We start from the raw sequence: 20,042 nt of genomic DNA, 5'->3' as shown, positions 1-20,042 counted from the left end.
TGAGTCACTTGTCGTCCGATGACACTGTGAGAGTAGGTGTCCTCGGCGCGGCACGCATCGTCAAGGCCGCGCTATTGGAGCCTTCCCGCGGCATCGCGGGCGTCGAAGTCACGGCGATCGCCGCACGCGACCGCGACCGAGCGGTCGCTGGCGCCGAGCGGGGCGGCATCCCCCGAGTGCACGGCTCATACGTCGAGCTTCTCGCGGATCCCGACATCGACGCTGTCTACGTGCCGCTCCCTGCCGCTCTGCACGCGCGGTGGACGATCGCCGCGATCCAAGCCGGCAAGCACGTACTGTGTGAGAAGCCGTTCACGAGCAACTCAGAGGCTGCACAACGAGTCGCTCATGCCGCCGATGGCACGGACCGCAGGGTCATGGAGGCATACCACTCGCACTACCACCCCTTGTATGGGCGACTGCGAGAGATCCTCGGCTCAGGAGAGATCGGCGCCGTGCGATCAGCGCGCGCAACCTTCTGCATTCCGATCCCGCCGGGTCGCGACATCCGCTGGAATCCCGCGCTGGCAGGAGGCGGCCTGCTCGACGTCGGCTACTACCCCGTTCGAATCCTGACCGAGCTCTTCGGTTCTTCGCCAAAGGTCACACGCGCTCGATCGTGGCGACAGGGGGAGATCGACAGGCGGGTCGAAGCGACACTGCGCTTCGACGGGGAGGTCACGGGCGAGATCGTGTCGTCGATGTGGTCAAGCAGACTCTTCTCGATGGGGTTGAAGGTCGTCGGCGACGCGGGTGAGATGCGCGTCTCGTTCCCGTATCACCCCCAAATGGGCACCCGCATCCGCGTGAAGAGTGCCACCGGTCGCCGCACCGAACGCACCGACGCGCGCTCAACCTACTCGTACCAGCTCGAGCATTTTCGCGACGCCGTGCGCAGCGGTGGGCCAGTCGAAACGGATGCCGCGGCCGCCGTCCTGCAGATGCGAACGCTTGACCAGATTTACCTCGCCGCCGGTATGCGCCCGCGATCTGAGGCCGGCATCGACTAGCCCGCTCGGAGTGCGTGGCCCGTCTTGGCGAGTAGAACCGTGAGAAAAGAACCTGTCGCACTCCGCACCACCGCGCACGTCGACGAAATGTCGTCCAGTCGGAGTTCATATCCCTCCGTCTCCGCAGAAAATACCCCGGTCAACCAGGGTGTATCGCTTTGCGCTTCGCTTTGCGCTTCGCAATCGGACGCACCGTCGCCTAAGTCCCGCACCGTCCCGTCGGGCAACAACCTCGTGAAGCGTGGCAGCCCGTTGGAGCCGGGCCGGCGGAGGGCGGAATCCGACTACGGAGTGAGTCTTGGCGTTCGACGGCCGCTGCCCGGACGGGGACCGACTTGCGGGCGGCCGAGTCAAGGGCTGGATGCGCGGACTTGCTCTGCGCAAGAGCCGCCGGGCGGAGCGTCAACCTCGGTTGGTCGCTGCGGACGCTGCCCCCAGTGCGGCGCGTTGGCTGCGGGTGTACGTTGCAGCTGTGGATGAAATGTCCCCCGCATCGGACGTCGACCGCGAATCTTGGCAGCTTCGCGAGCCTGCGAGTGGGCTTGGAGGGCGAGGCGGTTCACGACGAGCCGGCGAGGACAGCCCTCCTCGCCCGATGCGAGACTCCCTGCACACAACCCACCTTGTTTCCCCGCGGATCACGCGCGCCGCCAACAGTGGTCCGCGCCGAGCGCGTTCGTGCTTGCGGGGTCCCGGGCGAGGACATCGTGGTTCTCTGGTGGCGACATTGCGGATGCCGATCATTCACGCCCCCAGTGAGGCCGACTGATGGAAGACCCCTCGACCGACCCGGACGCCGACCGCGAACTGACAGAACTGCGCGCGCGGGCGTACGGTCCGGATTCCGATATCCACACCGACCCTGCCGCGCACGCGAGACTGATCGAACTCGAAGCCGCACACCTCATGATCCCGGCCACCCCGCCGCGCACCGACCCGGGCCATGCCCCCGCCGCCGGTGCGGGGCAGAGCGCCGCAGCCACGAACGTTGTGGTTCTACCCGATCGTGCGGCGCTCACGGATGAACTACCGGCGATGACGGTTCCGACGATGCCGAGTCAACGAGACTGGCGCTCGCTCGTGCCCAATGCCACCTGGATGCGCCGCCTGGCCCTTGTTGCCGTGGCCTCTACGGCAGCCGCCACCGCCTTCTTTGCTCTCACCTGGCTGTTGGGGCCTCGACCCGATGCGACACAGCAGCCGATCCCCGCTGAAACCGAGATCTCAATTGTGGATCCGCTGATCAACCAGGGAGTGAACCCAGATATCCCGACGATTCACCAATATGAGTCCTACCGTGGCGTCAAGCTCTGGTCCGTCACGGACGACAGAGGGTATGTATGCCTGGCAGCCTGGGAACAAGGGTTGAGCGGCAGGTTCGCGTTCCAGTGCGCGCCACCGGGGATCGAGCCGCTCGTCGATCTCGCAGCGGAGCCCGAGATCGGCGACGGCTTCGGAGATTGGCTCCCGGAGGGCAGCTTCGTCCGCTTCCAGCTCCACGGGCCCGGGGTCGACGTCTACCTCCCCCCGGAATCAGAGCCCTGACCAAGCCTGTACTGACCCAGCAACTGACTTCTGCACAGCCACTATCCGCCGACGCGGAGAATCACCCTCGCCGAAGACTTCGCTGGACGACCGGCTATCGGTCGGGAAGATCACCCCAGGAAGCGATGCTCGCTCGGTCGAGTGCAACACGGTCGCCGAAGCGAGCAAAAAGACCACCGAGGCAACGCTACCCAACCGCAGCGATTCAACCGGGGGTGAGCCACAGCGCGAGATTACCCTTGTGGTTACGTACCCGTACAGGTACATTAATCGTCATGGACGCTGTTCTGCACGCATTGGCCGACAGTGGGCGCCGCACCGTCATCGAGGCTCTTCGCAACGGCGAGGTCAGCGCGGGCGAGCTTGCCGCGCTGTTGCCGATAGCTCGTCCCGGGGTTTCCCGGCACCTTCGAGTTCTGCGAGAAGCGGGACTTGTCGAGGTCCGTAGCGACGCCCAGCGCCGCATGTACCGACTGAAGACCGAGCCGCTGGTCGAACTCGACGACTGGCTTGATTCTTATCGCGGCTTGTGGCGCACACGCCTGGATGCCCTCCACACAGAAGTAGCGAGAGAGAGTACTGAGAAAGGAAACCTCACATGAACGACCTCGAACCCACCGGCGAGCTGCTGGTCGTCGACGGCAAAGGCACTGTTCGGATGGAGGATCTATATCGCACCGATATCGACAATCTATGGGCAGCCATTACAAGTCCGCACCGCGTTGCGCGCTGGCTCGGCTCGGTCAAAGGTGACCTCCGCGTCGGCGGTCTCGTTCACATGAGCCTTGTAAGCGGGTGGGACGGTCCCGCGCGCATTGACACCTGCGATCCCCCACACCACCTCTCGCTGACGAACAATCCCGGCGCTGCCGACGAGACTCGAATGGTGGCCACGCTTACCCGGGAAGGGCCATTGACCAGGCTTCGGATTGAGGAAGCAGGCTTTCCCCTCGACGCGACCCCGTTTCACGGCTCGGGATGGCAAGCGCACGTAGAGGATCTCCGCGCACACCTGGAAGGCCGTCCGGCGAGCGACTGGGAGACGCGGTGGAAGGCGCTCACACCCGGCTACCAGGAAATCGCTCGAACACGGCTGCTCACCTAGAACGGCCGGACGACCAGTGACCAGGCACGCGATCATCTTCCACGGCACGGGCGGCAACCCTGACGTCGCGTGGTACCCGTGGCTCGACCGCCAATTGACCGAGGGAGGCTATCGAGTCGAGCGTCCACGCCATCCCGGCATCAATATCGAACCGATCGCCGAGTTGCTGCCGAAGGTGCTCGACGCCCACGACTTCACTCCTGACACGGTGCTGGTCGGTCACTCCGGCGGTGCCGCGCTCCTGCTCGCGGTGCTCGAGAACCTCCAGGATTTTGTCGCCCAGACGATCTTGGTCGCTGGCTATTGCACACGGGTCAACGAATCGGAGGAGCCCGTACTCCAGGACACCTACGACTGGGACCGGATCCGCGCTCAGGGCGGAGACCTCTACTTCATCAACTCTGTCGAGGATCCGTATGGTTGCGACGCAGACCAGGGGCGGCTCCTGTTTGACCATCTCGGCGGCACCCAGATCATTCGCAATGATGGTCATTTCGGTGACCACGACCAGCCGTTCGAGACCTTCGAGCTCCTGAACCGATTGATCCGCTAACGGACGATGAACTCTGCTCGCACGACGATCGGCAGTTGCACATCCGTGTACGGCGTTGACCCTCAGGAGGATGGGCTCTGCGCTCTCCAGAGACTTCGGTGTCCCGCTTGCTGGAGCATCCTGAGTTGCGGCTCTACGGCTGCGCGGGCACGGTTCCCCGCGCTGTCCACGCTGACCCCGTGACTTCGAACGGGGCGGGCGGCATCTCGAACCGAAGCGTGTGTTCCAACCGCAGCCGTCCCGCGTCGTCAAGCGATGCGATGTACGCCCCGACCGGACCCACGCCGCGCACGTAGGGTTGCCACCAATCTTCGAAAGTCGGATGGAGCACGCGCACCGTCAGCACAGTCTCGGCGATCTCCTGGAGCCCGGCCGCAGCCAGGTAGCCACCGAGCTGTCCCCGTCGAGTACCCGGGCGCTCGGATTCGGAATGCGCGTCCGGATCGACCGTGCTGAGTACCTTCCAGAATTGACTAAGCGGGCTGGTACCCCCGGCGTGGTCCCATACGCACGCTGCAACGACACCGCCGGGGCGGACCACACGGGCCACTTCCCGAAGGTCGTGCACCGGGTCGCTCATGAAGTGGACCACCAGTTGCGCCAGCGCGACGTCGAACTCGGCATCTTCGAAGGGAAGATCGCCCGCTGCCGCCATCTCGATCCGTGCTCCCGGAAAGCGCTCCCGCGCCGCCGCTGAGTACGACGCCGAGGGCTCGACTCCGGTGACCGCCGCCGCTCCCAGTCGAGCGACGAGTTCAGCTGTCAGCGCCCCCGGCCCGCACCCCACATCGAGCACGCGCTGACCCTGCTGGACACCCGCGAAATCCGAAAATGGCGCGCTCAACTGCTCGGAATAACGTCCCATGAAGCGGTCGTAATCGACCGCTGCGCCCTCGAATCCCATGCGCACACCGTATGTCCCCTGACCCACCGGTGAAAGGGCCCGCCCGATCAGTGCAGGCAACGGAAGCATCCTCCCAAGATCGGTAAGCGCGAACAGTCCGGCGCACCACGAATCCACGTCGACCAGCACCGCCCATCCGCGCCCGTCGGCTGACGGGCACGGACGGGCTATAGCGAGCTGCCCGCACAGGGATCCGTTTTGTCCGTTTTGGCGTCGGGCTAGTCGGCTTCTCGACATCTCAGGCGGGTGATGCCCGACGTCCTCTTGACGGGCTCCGGAGCTTTGGCTCCTTACGTGACGGCGTGGCGGCGCATGATGGAGCCCGCTGCGACGGTCGCCGCCAGCACGGCTGCGGCGAAGACGAGCAGCACCGCCACTGGTGGCGCGAACGCGAGCGCGATCCCGACCGCGAGCACCGGGATGACTGGTCCGGCGTAGGCGATAAGGAACAGCAGCGCCAGCGTCTCGCCGGCGTGCCCCGGCTCGGCGATCGCGACCGCGGTTCCGATCGCACCGCGGAACAGCACGCCGACTCCCAGCCCCGCGACGATGCCGCCACCCAGGAACAGCGCGATCTGCGGCAGCACCGCGCCGACGGCGACAAGCGTCAGGCCAACGGCACAGCTGACGATCGCGATCGTCAGCTGTCTGCGCAGCGGGGCGCCGGCGAGCGCGAGTTGGCCGACCGCCGCCGAGGCGAAGATCGCGAAGACAGCAACTCCCGCGAGCAGGTGATCTCGATCCCCGAACGTGCCGGCCAGGAACGTCGGGATGAGCGAGCTGAAGAGGCCGAACACCGCGAATCCTGCGAAGGCGCCGAAAGCCGCGACGAGGAAAATGGAGCGGTGGGCGCGAGGCACCGAGAGCCTCTGAGGCCGATAGCGGTGCGGAGCGCTCTTACCGGCGACCGTCTCGGGCACGCTGAGCAACGCCATTCCGCCGGCCGTGAGCAGCACGAGGAAGACCACGTGGGGCAACACGAGCGGATCCGGCAGGAACTCGGCGCAGAGCCCGCCGATGAGCGCCCCCAGCGCGAGCCCGCCGAGGTTGGCCGCACCGGCGACCGATGTGGCCACGACTGGGTTCTCCGCGGGCCGGGCGATGGCCCTAAGCTCTCCGAGGTGAGCGGTCGCCGTCGCCGAGAGGATGCCGATGCTCACGCCGTTCACCAGCCGTGCACTGATCAGTCCAAGCAAATCCGGCCAGAGCAGGAACATCACCGCGGATGCGATAGAGATCAGCACGGCGACCATCAGCATCCGCCGCCGGCCCAGCCAGTCGCTTACGTGTCCAGCGAGGTACAAGCTGAGCATGACGCCGACCGCGTACGACGAGTAGATGACGGTGACGAGGCTCACGGGAAAGCCGTCGCGCTGCTCGTACAGCGGGTACAGCGGCGTCGGCACAGTCGAGTAAGCCATCGCCGTGAGGAAAACCGCCGCAACGATCCAAAAACCCGTGCCGTGGCTCGCGCCACCCAACGTCAGCCGGGCCATCGGCGGCCCGATGCAGCGGCAGCGGAAGACTCCACGCCGTTCAGCGTAGCCACTCAAGGGTCTGCTCACACGCAATGCCCGGATCAGGATCCCTAAGCGGGCGATTGGCGACCAAGTCGGTCACGATGCCCGGATGACGGCCGCTGAGCGACATGATTCGGGCGGGTAGTGGTCACGCAGGGGGCGCGCCGGTGGGCATGGCCCCCCCACGGGCGCATCGGATGACTGGTCAACATTGCAAGCACAACGCGGTTCTACACGGTCGGGAACAGAGGGGCTAAGGTCTCGGCCCGATGCATCGCGGTCTGCAACACGAAGTTCAGATCCTTGACCTTCTCCGATTGAAAGGGCCCCGGCAGCACTGCGAGGTGCAGTCCTTTCGACAGCTGTGCGCGGGGCGAGCAAGATGAGCCCGCCGGCCACGGGAAAGCCGGCCTGCACCATGCCCGTCGTCTCGTCGGGGGTGAGAATCCGCATGTCCTCTCCGGCGGTATGGCCGACACGAACTCTGCGAAGCCACTCGTTGGCGCGCTCGACTGTATATCCCGGACCGCGACTGGATCGGTGAGGAGTTCACGCGAGCTCCCCGGCTGCCTGGGGTCGTCGATGATCCTGACCGTGCCCCTGAGGAGCGACTCGACTCTCTCGAGCGAGCCGGGTGGACAGACCTCGGCGAGATAGCCGACGAGAGACTGCGTCACCCCGGGGTACGGACCGGCATCCGCCGACGTCGTCATGTGTCCGTCGAGGCTCTTCAGCCGTCGGGTGAAGTAGCTCTTCCATTCAATCGCACTGGGCACAACGAAGTTCTCGCGCGTGCACCGCGCAATACATGCTGGGGCCGGCGACCGTAGGTAAGCCGCAGCGCCGGTTGCCCGTCTGACTGCGCCACACGACGGTCGTGGCTCTAGCAATAGTCGAAGCGTCTCTGCTTTCGTACCTCCGTCGTCAGGTTTCTGGCGACGCTCACCCGAGAGGCTCGGTCTGCATTGAACCGTGTGATCTCGCCACCGTCCGCGTGCAGGCGGCGCGAGCGATGCACGGGTAGCGCAGGGGGACGGAAGATCCCACCAGCGAAGCGTTCCCTGGCGGGATTGTTCCGGAGTGGCGCGCGGCGTAACTTCGTGGGCATGCCGATCTTCGACGTGGGCTTCGGCCCGGCCTACTACGAGACCCGTGGAAACGGCGAACCGCTCGTTCTTATGCATGGCACCGCCTTCGGGTTCGGCGGTGGACTGCTCGCGCAGCAGATAACGGATCTTGCCGTCGCGGGGTTCACTGTCTATACCCCGGAACGGGTCGGACACGGCCGAACTCCGGACCGTGACGGCCCGTACTCGTACGAGGCGATGGCCGACGAAACAGCCGCTTTCATCGACACCGTCATCGGACAACCCGCGAACCTGGTCGCGGTGAGTGAGGGCATGACAGTGGGCATCCAAGTCCTGACCAGGCGACCGGATGTGGTGAAGCGCTTCGTCGGGGTCGGCGCGGCATTCAATTCCGCCGGCGACAGCACCGACCCGAAGGCGGGCGGCGATGCGATGAGAGCGAATCCCTGGCCGGCTCTCGTGGAGAGCTACACCGCTCGCTCCCCAGACGGACCGGACCACCTCAGCGTGTTCTTGGAGAAACTCACCGATATGTGGCTCAGGATTCCGGAGGTCGACCTCGACGAACTGTCCTCAGTGCAAGTACCGGTTCTATTGATACAAGGAGACGACGACGACGTCCGAGTCGAACACTCTGCCGCCGCCGCCCGCGCTCTGGGGAACGGGCGACTAGCGGTTCTTCCGGGAACTCACATGCTGCCCTTGGAATCACCGCATCTGCTGAACCCCATCATCGCCGCATTCCTGCGCGACACGCTGCCCCCGAAGGAAGCTGGCGCTGACCCGGATCGGTGACAGCCCACCCCCGGTAGCGCGCACCAACTCGTTCAGGCGCACGGGGGTCGATCGGCTTGGCGGCCTCTGCGAAGGACTCAGTGCGGACAGCGGGGCTCGCCGTCAGCGCCTGGTCCGGCTCGGTCCTTTCTGGCGAATGCCCTTTGTGAGGATCGTGGCCGCTCGTGCGAGGATCGTTCACCAGCCCACCAGGCCGGGCGATGATCTGCGTCGCGTAGGCAACAAGGACAAGATTGCGGCGATCGTGACGGCCACTCAGTAGCCTGACTCCACCTCGCGATTCGGGGACCGCACATGATCTCCATTGTCGCTGCGGACTCGAACGCGTACGTGCTTGGCGTGGCAGCGCAACCTAGCTGGACGGGCTCCGGTCAGTGGGATGGGCAATGCTGACCTCGCTGGCTGGCGCCGCAACGACCTGCGGGATGTCCCATTCGTAGCCGAACTTGGCGATACGAAGCACGTTGAACGTCTCGGACTTCCGGACACCGGGGAGCTTTCCCAGTGAGCTGAGGATGAAGTCGGCCATGTGCTCGCGCGAGCCGACGAACGCTTCAGCCAGAAGGTCCCAAGGACCGGTGGTGTGGGCAAGGTACCTGACCTCGGGCATACTCCGAACCGCCAGTGCGACGGCTTCGAGCTGCGCACGGTCAACCGACAGTCCCACGTAGATGCATGTGGACAGTCCGATGCTGTCCGGGTCGATGACAGGGACGACCTTGAGACCTCGGTACTTTTCGAGGTCGCGGATGCGGCGGCGTACGGTTCGGTCCGACAGTCCGACGCGTTCGGCGATCTTCGCGCTGGACATCCGGCCATCCTCACGGAGGCAGTCGAGAATGGCCCGGTCGCTTGCGTCGAGGGGCTGCCAGACAGAGGGTTCCGCCACACCCCACACCCTACGCAGGCTCGGCGGCTTGGGCGACCGTCGAGCGCTTCGCGTTGGCGTACAGCATCTGTGAAAGCACCTCCCACACGAGTCGTGCGGTGATGCCGCTGGGGTCGTAGATAGGACACAGCTCGACGTTGTCGACGGCCGAGATACCGCGTTCGCCGATCATCTGTCCCATGCGGATAATCTCGGGTCCCGTGAAGCCCCCTGGCTCCGGCCCAGTGGTCCCGGGTGCGTATGCAGAATCGATGACGTCAGTGTCGAATGAGACATAGACGCCATCGACACCGTCCCAGGCCCTGTCCAATGCCTCGCCGACTACTTCTTCGAATGGTCGAGAACGGATGTCGCGCATGGTGTAGACGGAGATCTCACGTCGCTTGACCGCCTCCCACCAGTCGGGGACGTTGATCGTGCCTCGCGCACCAATCGCCACAACGTTCTCCTTGCTGACGTTTGGCAGGTCGGCCGCGCGAACAAGCCCGCTGCAGTTGGTCTCGTACTCGCCGCCGATTTCTTCGCCGGCGTCGAGATGAGCGTCCAGATGCAGATACCCCATCTTCTTCTCTGGGCCGAGATACTCACTGAGTGCACGGGTGCCCGGGACACAAACGGAGTGGTCGCCTCCGATGATCATCGGAATGGTGCCCGCCGCAAGGATCGTCGCGATCTCGGCTTGGACAAGCTCGTGGGTGCGGACGGCGTTCCCGATCGCGATGGGGCTGTCCCCGCAGTCGACAAGGTTGTACGCCTCGAAGAGATCGATGTCCCATTCGAAAGACCACGGGAAGCACATGTTGGACGCGATCCGCAGTCCGCGTGGACCGTTGGCGGACCCGGGGCGCTCGATCGCAGCGTTCGCCCCGTCGAATGGGAATCCTAGGAAGGCGGCCTTCGCACCGAATTCCTTGAGTTCGCTCGGCGGAACGTGGGGTGCGCCGAGAACGGAAAGTACCCCGCTCGTGATGGCCGCAAAGTTCCGTGAAGATGCGTGGGAAGTCATGAAATGTCCTCTACTCTCTGAGTCTCCAAGGTGGGGGTCGATTCGTCGTCAGCGCTGTCGACTGGGAGGGCTATGCGAGCGCGAACCCTCACGTATACGACCGCACCGACAATCGCGAGGATTGCGATCATCAGCAGCACGGCATAGTTGATGAACCACGGCGCCTCGGGCGTTCGGGGCCAAGCGATGTTCACGAACTCAAACACCGACCAAAGAGCGGCGACGATGGTCACCGGCCACCCGAGCCTCCCAAGGCTGAACGGCCCAGGACTCCACACTCGACGACCCCGCGCCCATACCGTTGCGCACATCACCAGTGCGAAGGTTGCGAAGAATCCACCGACGGTGAACCCGATCAGCATGCTGTAGACGTCGCCTACGAGGCTCGTCAGCAAAACGATCCCAGCGGCGACAGCCACCACGATCACGGCGGCGACCGGCATCCGATCCCGCACCCTCAGCATCTTCAGGGTGCTCGCGAAAGGCAGCGCACCATCGCGAGCAAGCGCGAACACCATGCGTGATGCTGACGTTTGTACAGCGATCAGGGTGGCGAGGAACGCGACCAGGAAGAGGATGAAGATCGGCTGCGCAAGTCCCGGACCAAGTTGCACGAGCAACGTCTCCACGACCGGATCCGCGACTTCTCCAGCGGCTACGGCGTCCAGATCCGGGATGGCAAGAATCACCGCAAGGGCGGAAAAAGCCACTACGCCTCCAACAGCGACAACCGACACGATCATTGCCTTCGGAATAGCGCGTCGAGGATTCTGTACTTCCTCACCGATCGAGCCGGCGGACTCAAAGCCCACAAAGGACCAACCGACGAAAGCAATGGCTGCTGCCATTGCGGGCCAGGTCAGATCCCATCCGTCGCCGGGGAGAGTGAAAAGGACGTCGATCGAGTTCACACGATGGAATATCAGCAAGTACACGGCGACGGCGATGCTGCCAACAAGTTCCGCGACGAGGGCAGCGCCCACGACGTACTTGATCCAGCGACGGCCCGCGGTGTTTATCACTGTCGCGATCACGAGGACGACGAAAGCGAGCACCAACGTGGTCGTCCCATCTAGCGCACCTAGGCCAAGCGCTGGTCCGATGAAAAGCGCCGCACCGTAGGAAACGGCGGCCGTCGAGATGGCCAGCGTCCATGCGTAGAGCCAGCCCGTCATCCAGCCGAGGCCCTGCGGTGCGAGCCTGCGAACCCATTGGTACACGCTGCCCTCGAGCGGCCATCGCGACGCGAGCTCAGCGAAGACCAAGGCGACCAAGAATTGCCCGACGAGGACGATCGGAAAGGCCCACCAACCGGCAGGCCCCGCCGATGAAAGCACAAGCCCAAAGATCGAGTAGAGCGCAACGATGGGAGAAATGAACGCGAACGCGACGGCGCCGGCCGACCACACCGTGAACTCTCGCTTGAGCGCGACTGTGGACGCGGTCTCGGGGGTTGTTGTGGAAACCATTCGATGCTCCTTCGGGTGATGCAGCGAGACTAAATCCGCCCCGACACCGGCGCGAGCCGGTTTTCGCCATTGCGCACCAACAGAGTGGCAATGATCACCAGATTCGCTTAAAAATGTGCCGGATTCCGGAAATTGACGACGAGGTCTTCATCACTTCTCCGGACACCGATCGCGCCCCCGGCTATCGTCGATTCAGCAACGGGTCCAGATTCTTCTCTCTGGACGACGTCATGCGACATCCGCGCCGCCCTTCGCAACTCCACCAGCGCCGCAGCCCGCGAATCCTCAACCGACACCTCCGGCACCCCGCGCATCATGCTGTCGGCGATCGCGGTGACCGCAGCATCCGGAGTTCGCGCGATCGCGATCGCCTCGTTGTGCACGCGACCGCGGGTCATACCGACGTAAAGGCCCGAGGCATCAACGCCGGGGCCGACGATAGAGGCATCGGTCGTCTCGCCCTGGATGCCGTGAACCGTCGAAGCGTAGGCGAGGTGCACGTGCTCGGCCCCGACACGGCCGCGGTCCGCTGGAAGATCCCGCCGCGCACGCCTTCGCGCATGGTCCGCAGGAGGACCCTGCCGGGCGGTGCGAGGACGCTCTACCCGGTCTAGCGGCGCGGCGGGCGGGAGGTCAGCCGCCGACCCGCTCCGCGCAGGGCACGCAGCGTTTCGCCGCTGGCCGCACACGCAGCCTTTCCATCGGGATGGGCCTCCCGCATCCCTCGCACCGGCCGTAGTCATCGGAACCCAAACGGGTGAGTGCCTCGTCGACCTCGGCGAGGTCGCGCTCAGCGGCCAGGCGGAGCCCCTCGATGCGCTCCCACTCCATCGACAGTGTGACGCCCTCGGGATCGTGCTCGTCATCCGCAGTCTCGGCACCGCGATCGCGCCGCAGCTCAGCAGCCGCCGCCGACAGCCCATCCCGCCGCGCGATTGCCCCGGCCCGAACGCCAGCGAGGAGCGCACCATAGGACGCCCGAGAAGAAACGGTGCTCATTTCCTTTGAGCCTACGAGGCCCCGGCATAGCAGGGGCCGCCCGGAGCATTCCGCATGCAGCGCGCACGGATAGGGACCGCGTTGCGCGCAGCCTGAAGGAGTGCGTCGTGGGCTCGGACCATGGAGCAAGGGTTCGCGGATGGTTGGTTGCCGGGAGCGCGCTTGTCGCACTCGTTGGGGCGATAGTCACGGTCGTCTACTTCTTCCAGCCGTGGCGCAGTTGCGAGTACGAGGACACGTCGGCGGGATGCGCGATGCTCCCCGTCGACGCAACCGTGATGGCCGTGGCAGCGGTAGTGACTCTCGCGGCGGTTGGCGATCCTGGGCGCGACTCTGAACAAAGCGATTGGCGCGCCAAATCCGACCGTTCGCGCGTCGCGCTCGCCCGGTACCCTGAACTTATGGGTGTCGTGACCAGGTCGAGTCTCGCGTTGCGCGAGGTCATCGACGCGCGCCGCGGCGAACTTGACGCCCTCCTTGCGAAGTACGCGGCGAGGAACCCGCGGCTCTTCGGGTCCGTCGCTCGCGGCGATGCTGACGACAGTAGTGATATCGACATTCTGGTCGAAATGGATCCCGCGGACGGGAACCTGCTCATGAGGGCGAGCGGGCTGCTCGAAGAGACCCGGGAACTGTTTGGCCGAGACGACATCGACATCTTTCCGGTGCAATTACTCAAACGTCCGATCTCAGAGTCCGCGCTCGTCGACGCCGTAGCGCTGTGACTCGCGGAACCCAGCAAAGGATCGCCGACATCCTCCAGGCGATCAACCGATGCAGCCGCTACCTCACGTCTCTGACCAGCGAGGATCGCGACCTCGTCGACATGGCCGAAGACGCCGTCGAAAGAAACCTTCAGATCATCGGCGAAGCCGTCGTCCACCTCCCTGCGGAGATCACCGACACGCATCCAGAGATCGCGTGGCCGCAGATCCGCGGGCTCCGAAACATCCTTGTGCACCAATACTTCGGAGTGGATCCTGACACCGTTCGGGACGTGATCGAGTCGCATCTGCCTGCGCTGGAAGCAGCCTGAGCCCGATGTGATCACGCTCGAGACATTCGGGCGCGACATCCCCGAAGCGTGACCTCCGAGCAGCCGTCGCTGGGAACACGGCTAAAGCTATTGACAATAGCTAAAAAGGGATGCACTATAGCTAAATGACAACGACAACCCCCGCCACGCGATACATCACCCGCCCAGACGGGCGCGTCGCCTACGACATCCGGGGTGCGGGGCCCCTCGTCGTTCTGGTTCCTGGCATGGGCGAGCTGCGCTCGTCCTACCGCCAACTGATTCCGGAGTTGGTCGCCGCAGGCTTCACGGTAGCCACGACCGATCTTCGTGGTCACGGTGACAGCGATACGTCGTTCGCTTCGTACGGTGACGTCGAGACCGCGGGGGATGTGCAGGCCCTGATCGCTGAACTCGGCGAGTCGGCGGTGATCGTCGGCAACTCTCTGGCTGCGGGTGCGGCCGTGATCGTCGCCGCGGATCACCCAGCTCAGGTCGACGGGCTTGTTCTCGTCGGCCCCTTCGTGCGCAACCCGCCGTCGAACGCCTTCACCCGCGGCATGTTCCGCGTGATGATGGCGCCGCTGTGGATCGCGCCCGTCTGGAAGGCGTACATGCCGACGCTGTATGCCGGAAAGAAACCGGCCGACTTCGAGGAGTACCGCACCACCGTGATCGACAGCCTGAAGCGCAAGCCGTACGGCAAGGCATTCTCACTCACCACCCAGCAGACGACGCACGACCCTGCCGAGGCGAAGCTCGGGGCTGTCACCGCGCCAATTCTCGTCATCATGGGTGAAAAGGACCCCGACTTCAAGGATCCCGCTGCCGAAGCTCGATTCGTCGGGGAGGCACTCAATGGAAAGGTCGTCATGGTTCCAGATGCCGGACACTACCCGCAGGCGCAACAGCCTGAGATCACGGCAGCGGCGGTTCTCGACTTCTTGACGGCGGTACATGGTGCCTAGGGCCGGCCTCTCGCGCGATCGGGTCACCAACGAGGCGGCCGTCATGGCCGACGAAGTCGGGCTCGACAAGGTGACGCTGGCGGCGCTTGCCGAACGCCTCGGCGTGCGACAGCCCTCGTTGTACAAGCACATGGACTCCCTGGCCGGTCTCCACCGCAGTGTTGCGATCCAGTCGCAGCGCGAACTCGGCGAAGTGCTCGCTCGCGCGACGGTCGGTCGCTCGGGTGCGGGTGCTATCCATGCGATGTCTCACGCGTACCGCAACTGGGCTCTCGTGCACCCGGGCCGATATGTGGCGTCGAATGCGGTGCCCGAACCAGGCGATATCGAGAACGAGGCAGTGGCGCTGGAGGTCGTCCAGATCGTCGCCGACGTTCTCACTTCGTACAGGCTGGGCGGCGATGACGCGATCGACGCGATCCGTGCGTTCCGCTCTGCGCTCCACGGATTCGTTTCGTACGAAGCATCCGGCGGTTTCGCGCTCAGTGCGGACATCGACCGGAGCTTCGAGAGGCTCATAAACGGCTTCATCATCGCTCTGGCACACTGGAGCGAAGTCGTGGACGCGACGTCAGCCGATTCGTCTGAGTGATTCGGAAGCACCACCGCAATGCAGTGATCGAGGTGCGACAAGCGGTGATGCGGCATCCGCCGCTCACTTGGTGGGCGACTCCCGCGGCGCGGAAACCGCGACGGCATCGAGGTGACGACGCGCGGCGGCGATTGCGAGGCGAGAGTGTTCCTTGCCCCCGACCTGGGCGACGAGCTTTGCGCGCGGAATCTCCAGTGCGTAGGGGATGCCGGCAGGCAATGCGTCGAGGATGCTGAGCATGTCGATCTCGCCGTCTCCGGGAAACAGCCTCTCGAAGCGCGCGGTGTGAATCAGATCAGCCGTGCTCGTGGGGATTTCGCCGGGCGCATCACACACGTGGGCATAGTGGAACCACTCGGGAGGCAACGCTCGGAGCTCATCGAGGCTGGATCGCGACCGTGTGAAGTGCAGCAGGTCGATGAGGAGGCCGGCGTTGGGCTGGTCGGCTGCCCGGAGTACGCGGGTGGCCTCTGTCAGATTGGGTGTCTCCGTCCACGACGGAAACTCGAGGTCGATCGTCAGACCGAGGGGCAGCGCCAGTTGGCACAGCTCGGCGAACCGGTCGGTCTTGCGGGCGAAATCCGCATCCGGCAGCTGGGTGATCACGTGCCGAGCGCCGAGCTCGGCGCCGGCTTCGAGAAAGCGCAGGTAGTCACGCGGGTTGTCTCCAGAAGTGATCCGGGCAAGCTCGATGTCCAACACTTCCACCCCGGTGGCCGCGAGGTGCGTCTTGGTGGCGCGCATGAGCGCTGGGTCGTAGGTCAGGGGGTAGTGGGGCTCCTCCATGGTGACCTTGGTCATTCGCAGGCCAACGTAGCGGTAGCCCGCCGCGGCCGCAGCATCCACCAATTCCGGGGGCGAAAGGCTCAGCGCCGTCAGGTGCGCGAGCGAGTACTGGTGTCGGTCGTCGGCGGAGGCGAAGGTCGGCGCGCTCGCGAGCGTGCTCATTCGTTGCCTGCGGTGCGCGGCCATCCTCAGGGGGGTGCTGTGGGGAGCGCCGAAGCCGCGGTAGCCGCCGACACGTTGGACGACCTCGAAGAACACCCGTGAGCCGAGCATCTCGGTGAAGAAGTGGAGGAACTCACCCTGCTCGTCACGGTCGTACAGAATCGAGTGCTCGCGCAGACTCTGGATGAAGTCAGTGGGCAACGACAAACGGGCGTCGAGGTCGTCGTAGTAGTTGTCGGGCATCTTCAGAATCGGAGCGCCGCGCTCTCGCATGACCTGCGCGGTGGCGATGGCGTCTTCGGTGGCGAAGCCGACGAGTTGGGGATTCGAGACGCCCGGAGCCCAGTCGCCCCGGCGAAGTGGCGTGGTGCTCAGGGTGATGCGAACGCGACCACCGGGGTCGCTGGCCGACCAACTGCGGACCATTCCGAACGGCGCGGTGATCTCAGTGGACTGCCCAGGGATCAGGCCGAGAACCGTGCGAAAGAACAGCGCGGTCTGATCGAAGTCATCGATCGATTCGGTGATCGAGACGTGGTCGATTTCGCTGAGGAGCGGTGAAGAGACGGCGGATGCTTGGGTCCGTTCGAAGTCATCCATCCAGTGGCGTTCGCGGCCGGTGTCGCAGAAGAACAGAGCCGTGCCATCCGGCATCGCGACGGAGTTGAGGTCGCTCTCATCGGGCTTGCGCGGGCGGGGGAGTTTCGGCGCCAGGAGGCGATCCGCCCGTCGAGCCGACGCGGCAGGGTCGACGCTCTCGACTCCAAGCGCGGCGATCGACGCGGTGGCGGCGTCGATCGACCGTTGGGGTGCGAGGTTCAACACGATCCGAGCCTCACCCTGCTCCCAGAGCTGGACTGGCATAGAACGATGCTGACCGGCGTGCACGAAACCCAACGCCGTCAGTGCTCGCGAAACGAGCGGAGCCGACACCCCATCGACGGCCAGTTCGGCGAACGCGATCGCGCCGAGGTCGGGGGCCGGAGGAAGCTCGATCGCTGAGGAGTCCTGCCGACTCGAGAACGCCCCCCGCAGGCCCACGGATTCAGCGAGCGCGAGAAGGGAGCGCATCGCGTCGGTGGCTGTGTGCCGCGGGTCTTCCTGCTGATAGATGTCGTTGAACACCTCGAGCGCCATCGGACCGGTGTAGCCAGCGGCGAGGACGGTGCGAAGGAACCCGGTGACATCGAGCACGCCTTGGCCAGGGAACATCCGGTGGTGGAGGCTCCACTCGCGGGTATCCATGTTGGTGCGCGGCGCGTCGGCGAGCTGCACGTGAAAGACCTTGTCGGCCGGGATGTGCGCAACCACCGTGGGGTCGTTGTTCTGGGTGAGCACATGGAAGCTGTCGAGACACAGTCCGAGAGCCGGGTGGTCGACGCGCTGGATCAGACGCAACGCCTCCTCGTGTGTGCGCACGCGCCCCCAGGGCACTGCCTCATAGGCGAGCCGGATGCCGTGTTGCTGCGCCCGGTCAGCCAAGGCGCGCATCTGCCGGGCGGCGAGGTCGTCGTCGTCGAGCCCATCCACGGTCTTCGTCGAGCAGCAGACGAGCACCGCGGCGCCGAGTTCGGCCAGCAGAGCGAACTTGCGCTCGGCGTGGCGCATGCTCTTCTCGAACAGAGCCGGCGGGATGGTCTCGACGTGAATCGGTTGATAGACGTCGATTGACAGGCCGAGATCTGCGGCGACATCCGCGATCTCGCGCGGCGACCACGCCGACATCACCAGGTCGTATTCGAGCAGTTCGACACCGACGAATCCGGCCTCGGCGGCGGCCCGCAGCTTATCTTCGAGCGTGCCGGAGAGGCACACCGTTGAGATCGAGAGCCGCGGGGCGCCCGCCGAGTTCATGTCAGGGTCAGTCTGTCGCGACATGGTGAACCGTCTCACCGGGGGAGTAGATGTCCATGATGTTCCAGTGGCCAGCCGTCGGTGTCGGTACGTTCACCATCGACACGTCGATCACGACCGGTGCGCCCAGCGCGATCGCGCGCTCGAGAGCGGGTCGGAACTCTGCCGCCGAGTCGACCTTGACGCCGGTCACGCCGTACGCTTCGGCGATCGCGGCGAAGTTCGTGTACATCGGGTCATCGCCCTTGCCGAACACGGTCCCGTAGGTGGTGTCGAACGCTGCCTTCTCGAGCCCGGCGATGGTGCCGAAGGCGTTGTTGTTCATGACGACCCACACGACGGCGACATTCTCTTCGCGCGCAGTGGCGAGAACGGCAGGGTTCTGGCCGAACCCGCCATCGCCGACCAATGAGACCACAACCCGATCGGGGTGGGCGATCTTCGCGCCGACGGCTGCCGGAGCGCCGAATCCCATCGTGGCGAACCCGCCCGGGGTGAGGAAGGTTCCGGGGGTGAGGATGTCGAACTGTTGCCCGACGCCGTTCTTGTTCCAACCGACATCGGTGGTGATAATCGCGTCGGCCGGGAGGACGGCGCGGGTCTCGGAGAGGATCCGCTCGGGTCGCATCGGCCATGCGTCGGATGCCTGTGCTTGCGCATTCTGGCTCTTCAGCGTCGCCCGGTTCTCTGCGACCTTCGCAAGCAGTTCGTCGCGCTGCACGCCGGATGGCAGCATCCGTCGCGCGACGCGTATCAACACGGTCAGGGCCGACTTGAGGTCGGCGAGTGCCCCGATCTCGAGCGGGTAGTTGCGTCCGAGTTCGGCCGGATCGATGTCGATCTGCATGAGCTTGGTGGCGGGGATATCGAACGTGTACTCGGAGTACCACGAGCTCGAATCGGCCTCGGCGAACCGGGTTCCGAGCGCCAGGATCCAATCGGCGGTCCGGGTGGTGTCGTTCACGAACGCCGTCCCCCAGAAACCCGTCATTCCGAGCACCAGGGGGCTGTCGTCGGGGAGGGCGCCCTTGCCCATCAGGCTGTGAGCGACGGGGAGCGACAGGATTTCGGCAAACTCTTTGAGCTCGGCGGCGGCGTCGGCGGCGACGATTCCGCCGCCCACGTAAAGCACGGGTCGATCGGCGTCGATGAGGTTCTGCACGATCTGCTCGGCGACTGCCTCCTCGATGGTCGGCTTCGCCAGCGACCGCGTGTTGCTGATCACCTTGTCAAACAACGCCACGTCGACTTCGGCCGAGAACACATCCATGGGCACGTCGACGAGGACCGGCCCGGGGCGCCCACTTTCGGCGAGGGTGAAGGCCTTGTCGAGCACTTCTGCGATGAGGTGGGCTTGGTCTACGCGCCACGCGCGCTTGACGAAGGGACGATAGATCTCCCACTGCGCGGCATCCGCGTGAAGGTTGATTTCTTGATGCGGATGCTTGCCGTAATAGTGGCTCGGAACGTCGCCCGCGATCACCACCATCGGAATCGAGTCAAGCGCCGCGTTCGCCACACCGGTAGCTGCATTCGTCAAGCCCGGCCCCAAGTGGGTCAACACGACGCCCGTGCGCTTGGACGCGCGCGCATACCCATCCGCCGCATGCGCGGCGATCTGTTCGTGGCGAACGTTGATGAACGAGATGCTCGCGCTCTTTTCGAGCGCGGCGAGCAGAGCGATGTTCGTGTGCCCGCACAATCCGAAGATGTGCTCGACCTCGCGTGCCTCCAGGTAGCGGACGATCTGGTTGGAGACCAGGTCCTTCATGTCGTTCTCCT

19 protein-coding genes are annotated in these 20,042 nt (G+C 65.0%); 10 read left to right on the top strand and 9 right to left on the bottom strand.

The genetic code is table 11. The features are described 5' to 3' along the window. Positions 1 to 26 precede the first annotated feature (26 nt). From LG299_RS08240 to LG299_RS08220, 5 genes are all read left to right on the top strand, one after another. On the top strand, positions 27 to 1,010 hold the full coding sequence (locus LG299_RS08240; protein WP_404434652.1) for a Gfo/Idh/MocA family protein: 984 nt from the start codon (positions 27 to 29) through the stop codon (positions 1,008 to 1,010). A 768-nt stretch (positions 1,011 to 1,778) separates the two neighbouring features. Beyond that, entirely contained in the window at positions 1,779 to 2,555 is a 777-nt protein-coding gene (locus LG299_RS08235) for a hypothetical protein (RefSeq protein ID WP_404434651.1), read from the top strand. Between the two features lie 275 nt (positions 2,556 to 2,830). After that, on the top strand, positions 2,831 to 3,157 hold the full coding sequence (locus LG299_RS08230; protein ID WP_404434650.1) for an ArsR/SmtB family transcription factor: 327 nt from the start codon (positions 2,831 to 2,833) through the stop codon (positions 3,155 to 3,157). Further along, positions 3,154 to 3,660 carry an SRPBCC domain-containing protein gene (locus LG299_RS08225; protein ID WP_404434649.1) on the top strand — a complete coding sequence of 169 codons (507 nt, stop codon included), beginning with the start codon at positions 3,154 to 3,156 and terminating at the stop codon, positions 3,658 to 3,660. The genes LG299_RS08230 and LG299_RS08225 overlap by 4 nt, the downstream gene beginning before the upstream one ends. 16 nt (positions 3,661 to 3,676) lie before the next feature. Continuing rightward, positions 3,677 to 4,213 carry an RBBP9/YdeN family alpha/beta hydrolase gene (locus tag LG299_RS08220; protein WP_404434648.1) on the top strand — a complete coding sequence of 179 codons (537 nt, stop codon included), beginning with the start codon at positions 3,677 to 3,679 and terminating at the stop codon, positions 4,211 to 4,213. 133 nt (positions 4,214 to 4,346) lie between these two features. On the opposite strand, the gene LG299_RS08215 is transcribed toward LG299_RS08220, so the two are convergent. Together LG299_RS08215 and LG299_RS08210 are read right to left on the bottom strand one after the other, a co-directional pair. Next, entirely contained in the window at positions 4,347 to 5,117 is a 771-nt protein-coding gene (locus LG299_RS08215) for a class I SAM-dependent methyltransferase (protein ID WP_404434647.1), read from the bottom strand. A gap of 290 nt (positions 5,118 to 5,407) precedes the next feature. After that, the gene (locus tag LG299_RS08210; protein WP_404434645.1) at positions 5,408 to 6,613 is read right to left on the bottom strand and encodes an MFS transporter; all 1,206 of its coding nucleotides are present in this window, start codon (positions 6,611 to 6,613) and stop codon (positions 5,408 to 5,410) included. Positions 6,614 to 7,743: 1,130 nt separating this feature from the next. Here LG299_RS08210 and LG299_RS08205 point away from each other — a divergent pair. Continuing rightward, positions 7,744 to 8,520 (top strand): alpha/beta fold hydrolase, encoded by a 777-nt coding sequence (locus LG299_RS08205; RefSeq protein ID WP_404434644.1) that lies wholly within the window; start codon positions 7,744 to 7,746, stop codon positions 8,518 to 8,520. Between the two features lie 352 nt (positions 8,521 to 8,872). On the opposite strand, the gene LG299_RS08200 is transcribed toward LG299_RS08205, so the two are convergent. The 5 genes from LG299_RS08200 to LG299_RS08180 all read right to left on the bottom strand — a co-directional run bounded on the left by LG299_RS08200 (position 8,873) and on the right by LG299_RS08180 (position 12,883). After that, entirely contained in the window at positions 8,873 to 9,331 is a 459-nt protein-coding gene (locus LG299_RS08200) for an Lrp/AsnC family transcriptional regulator (protein ID WP_404434642.1), read from the bottom strand. A gap of 88 nt (positions 9,332 to 9,419) precedes the next feature. Next, the gene (locus LG299_RS08195) at positions 9,420 to 10,415 is read right to left on the bottom strand and encodes an agmatinase family protein (RefSeq protein ID WP_404434641.1); all 996 of its coding nucleotides are present in this window, start codon (positions 10,413 to 10,415) and stop codon (positions 9,420 to 9,422) included. Continuing rightward, positions 10,412 to 11,884, bottom strand: a complete 1,473-nt coding sequence (locus LG299_RS08190; protein ID WP_404434640.1) for an APC family permease — start codon at positions 11,882 to 11,884, stop codon at positions 10,412 to 10,414. The genes LG299_RS08195 and LG299_RS08190 overlap by 4 nt, the downstream gene beginning before the upstream one ends. A 107-nt stretch (positions 11,885 to 11,991) precedes the next feature. Further along, complete coding sequence (locus tag LG299_RS08185) at positions 11,992 to 12,384, bottom strand: hypothetical protein (RefSeq protein WP_404434639.1); 393 nt, start codon at positions 12,382 to 12,384, stop codon at positions 11,992 to 11,994. Positions 12,385 to 12,517: 133 nt separating this feature from the next. Further along, positions 12,518 to 12,883, bottom strand: a complete 366-nt coding sequence (locus LG299_RS08180) for a TraR/DksA family transcriptional regulator (protein ID WP_404434637.1) — start codon at positions 12,881 to 12,883, stop codon at positions 12,518 to 12,520. Between the two features lie 107 nt (positions 12,884 to 12,990). On the opposite strand from LG299_RS08180, the gene LG299_RS08175 reads away from it, so the two are divergent. From LG299_RS08175 to LG299_RS08160, 4 genes are all read left to right on the top strand, one after another. Next, positions 12,991 to 13,608 (top strand): nucleotidyltransferase domain-containing protein, encoded by a 618-nt coding sequence (locus LG299_RS08175; RefSeq protein ID WP_404434635.1) that lies wholly within the window; start codon positions 12,991 to 12,993, stop codon positions 13,606 to 13,608. Then, positions 13,605 to 13,919, top strand: a complete 315-nt coding sequence (locus tag LG299_RS08170) for a DUF86 domain-containing protein (protein ID WP_404434633.1) — start codon at positions 13,605 to 13,607, stop codon at positions 13,917 to 13,919. The genes LG299_RS08175 and LG299_RS08170 overlap by 4 nt, the downstream gene beginning before the upstream one ends. 125 nt (positions 13,920 to 14,044) lie before the next feature. Then, complete coding sequence (locus LG299_RS08165) at positions 14,045 to 14,866, top strand: alpha/beta fold hydrolase (protein ID WP_404434631.1); 822 nt, start codon at positions 14,045 to 14,047, stop codon at positions 14,864 to 14,866. A 43-nt stretch (positions 14,867 to 14,909) separates the two neighbouring features. Next, positions 14,910 to 15,458, top strand: coding sequence for a WHG domain-containing protein (locus LG299_RS08160; RefSeq protein ID WP_404434630.1), 549 nt, complete (start codon positions 14,910 to 14,912; stop codon positions 15,456 to 15,458). 63 nt (positions 15,459 to 15,521) lie between these two features. Here the strand turns inward: LG299_RS08160 and LG299_RS08155 are convergent, their stop codons facing one another. Beyond that, a complete protein-coding gene (locus tag LG299_RS08155; RefSeq protein ID WP_404434628.1) occupies positions 15,522 to 18,284 on the bottom strand; it encodes a TIM barrel protein in 2,763 nt (920 codons plus the stop codon). Next, positions 18,268 to 20,031: a thiamine pyrophosphate-binding protein gene (locus LG299_RS08150; protein ID WP_404434627.1), complete on the bottom strand. Its 1,764-nt coding sequence runs from the start codon at positions 20,029 to 20,031 to the stop codon at positions 18,268 to 18,270. The genes LG299_RS08155 and LG299_RS08150 overlap by 17 nt, the downstream gene beginning before the upstream one ends. Between the last annotated feature and the right edge of the window lie 11 nt (positions 20,032 to 20,042).

Origin of the sequence: Microbacterium lacus, assembly GCF_044794305.1 — a bacterium.
GTDB classification, from domain to species: Bacteria; Actinomycetota; Actinomycetes; order Actinomycetales; family Microbacteriaceae; genus Microbacterium; species Microbacterium lacus_B.
Note: the sequence above shows the minus strand (reverse complement) of the source record. Positions and strands in the feature narration are given on the sequence as shown.

Coding starts and splice junctions, on each gene's coding strand:
- LG299_RS08235 (WP_404434651.1), top strand. CDS start 1,779: ATGGAAGACCCCTCGACCGACCCGGACGCCGACCGCGAACTGACAGAA.
- LG299_RS08230 (WP_404434650.1), top strand. CDS start 2,831: ATGGACGCTGTTCTGCACGCATTGGCCGACAGTGGGCGCCGCACCGTC.
- LG299_RS08225 (WP_404434649.1), top strand. CDS start 3,154: ATGAACGACCTCGAACCCACCGGCGAGCTGCTGGTCGTCGACGGCAAA.
- LG299_RS08215 (WP_404434647.1), bottom strand. CDS start 5,117: ATGGGATTCGAGGGCGCAGCGGTCGATTACGACCGCTTCATGGGACGT.
- LG299_RS08210 (WP_404434645.1), bottom strand. CDS start 6,613: ATGGCCCGGCTGACGTTGGGTGGCGCGAGCCACGGCACGGGTTTTTGG.
- LG299_RS08205 (WP_404434644.1), top strand. CDS start 7,744: ATGCCGATCTTCGACGTGGGCTTCGGCCCGGCCTACTACGAGACCCGT.
- LG299_RS08200 (WP_404434642.1), bottom strand. CDS start 9,331: ATGTCCAGCGCGAAGATCGCCGAACGCGTCGGACTGTCGGACCGAACC.
- LG299_RS08195 (WP_404434641.1), bottom strand. CDS start 10,415: ATGACTTCCCACGCATCTTCACGGAACTTTGCGGCCATCACGAGCGGG.
- LG299_RS08190 (WP_404434640.1), bottom strand. CDS start 11,884: ATGGTTTCCACAACAACCCCCGAGACCGCGTCCACAGTCGCGCTCAAG.
- LG299_RS08180 (WP_404434637.1), bottom strand. CDS start 12,883: ATGAGCACCGTTTCTTCTCGGGCGTCCTATGGTGCGCTCCTCGCTGGC.
- LG299_RS08165 (WP_404434631.1), top strand. CDS start 14,045: ATGACAACGACAACCCCCGCCACGCGATACATCACCCGCCCAGACGGG.
- LG299_RS08160 (WP_404434630.1), top strand. CDS start 14,910: ATGGCCGACGAAGTCGGGCTCGACAAGGTGACGCTGGCGGCGCTTGCC.
- LG299_RS08155 (WP_404434628.1), bottom strand. CDS start 18,284: ATGTCGCGACAGACTGACCCTGACATGAACTCGGCGGGCGCCCCGCGG.
- LG299_RS08150 (WP_404434627.1), bottom strand. CDS start 20,031: ATGAAGGACCTGGTCTCCAACCAGATCGTCCGCTACCTGGAGGCACGC.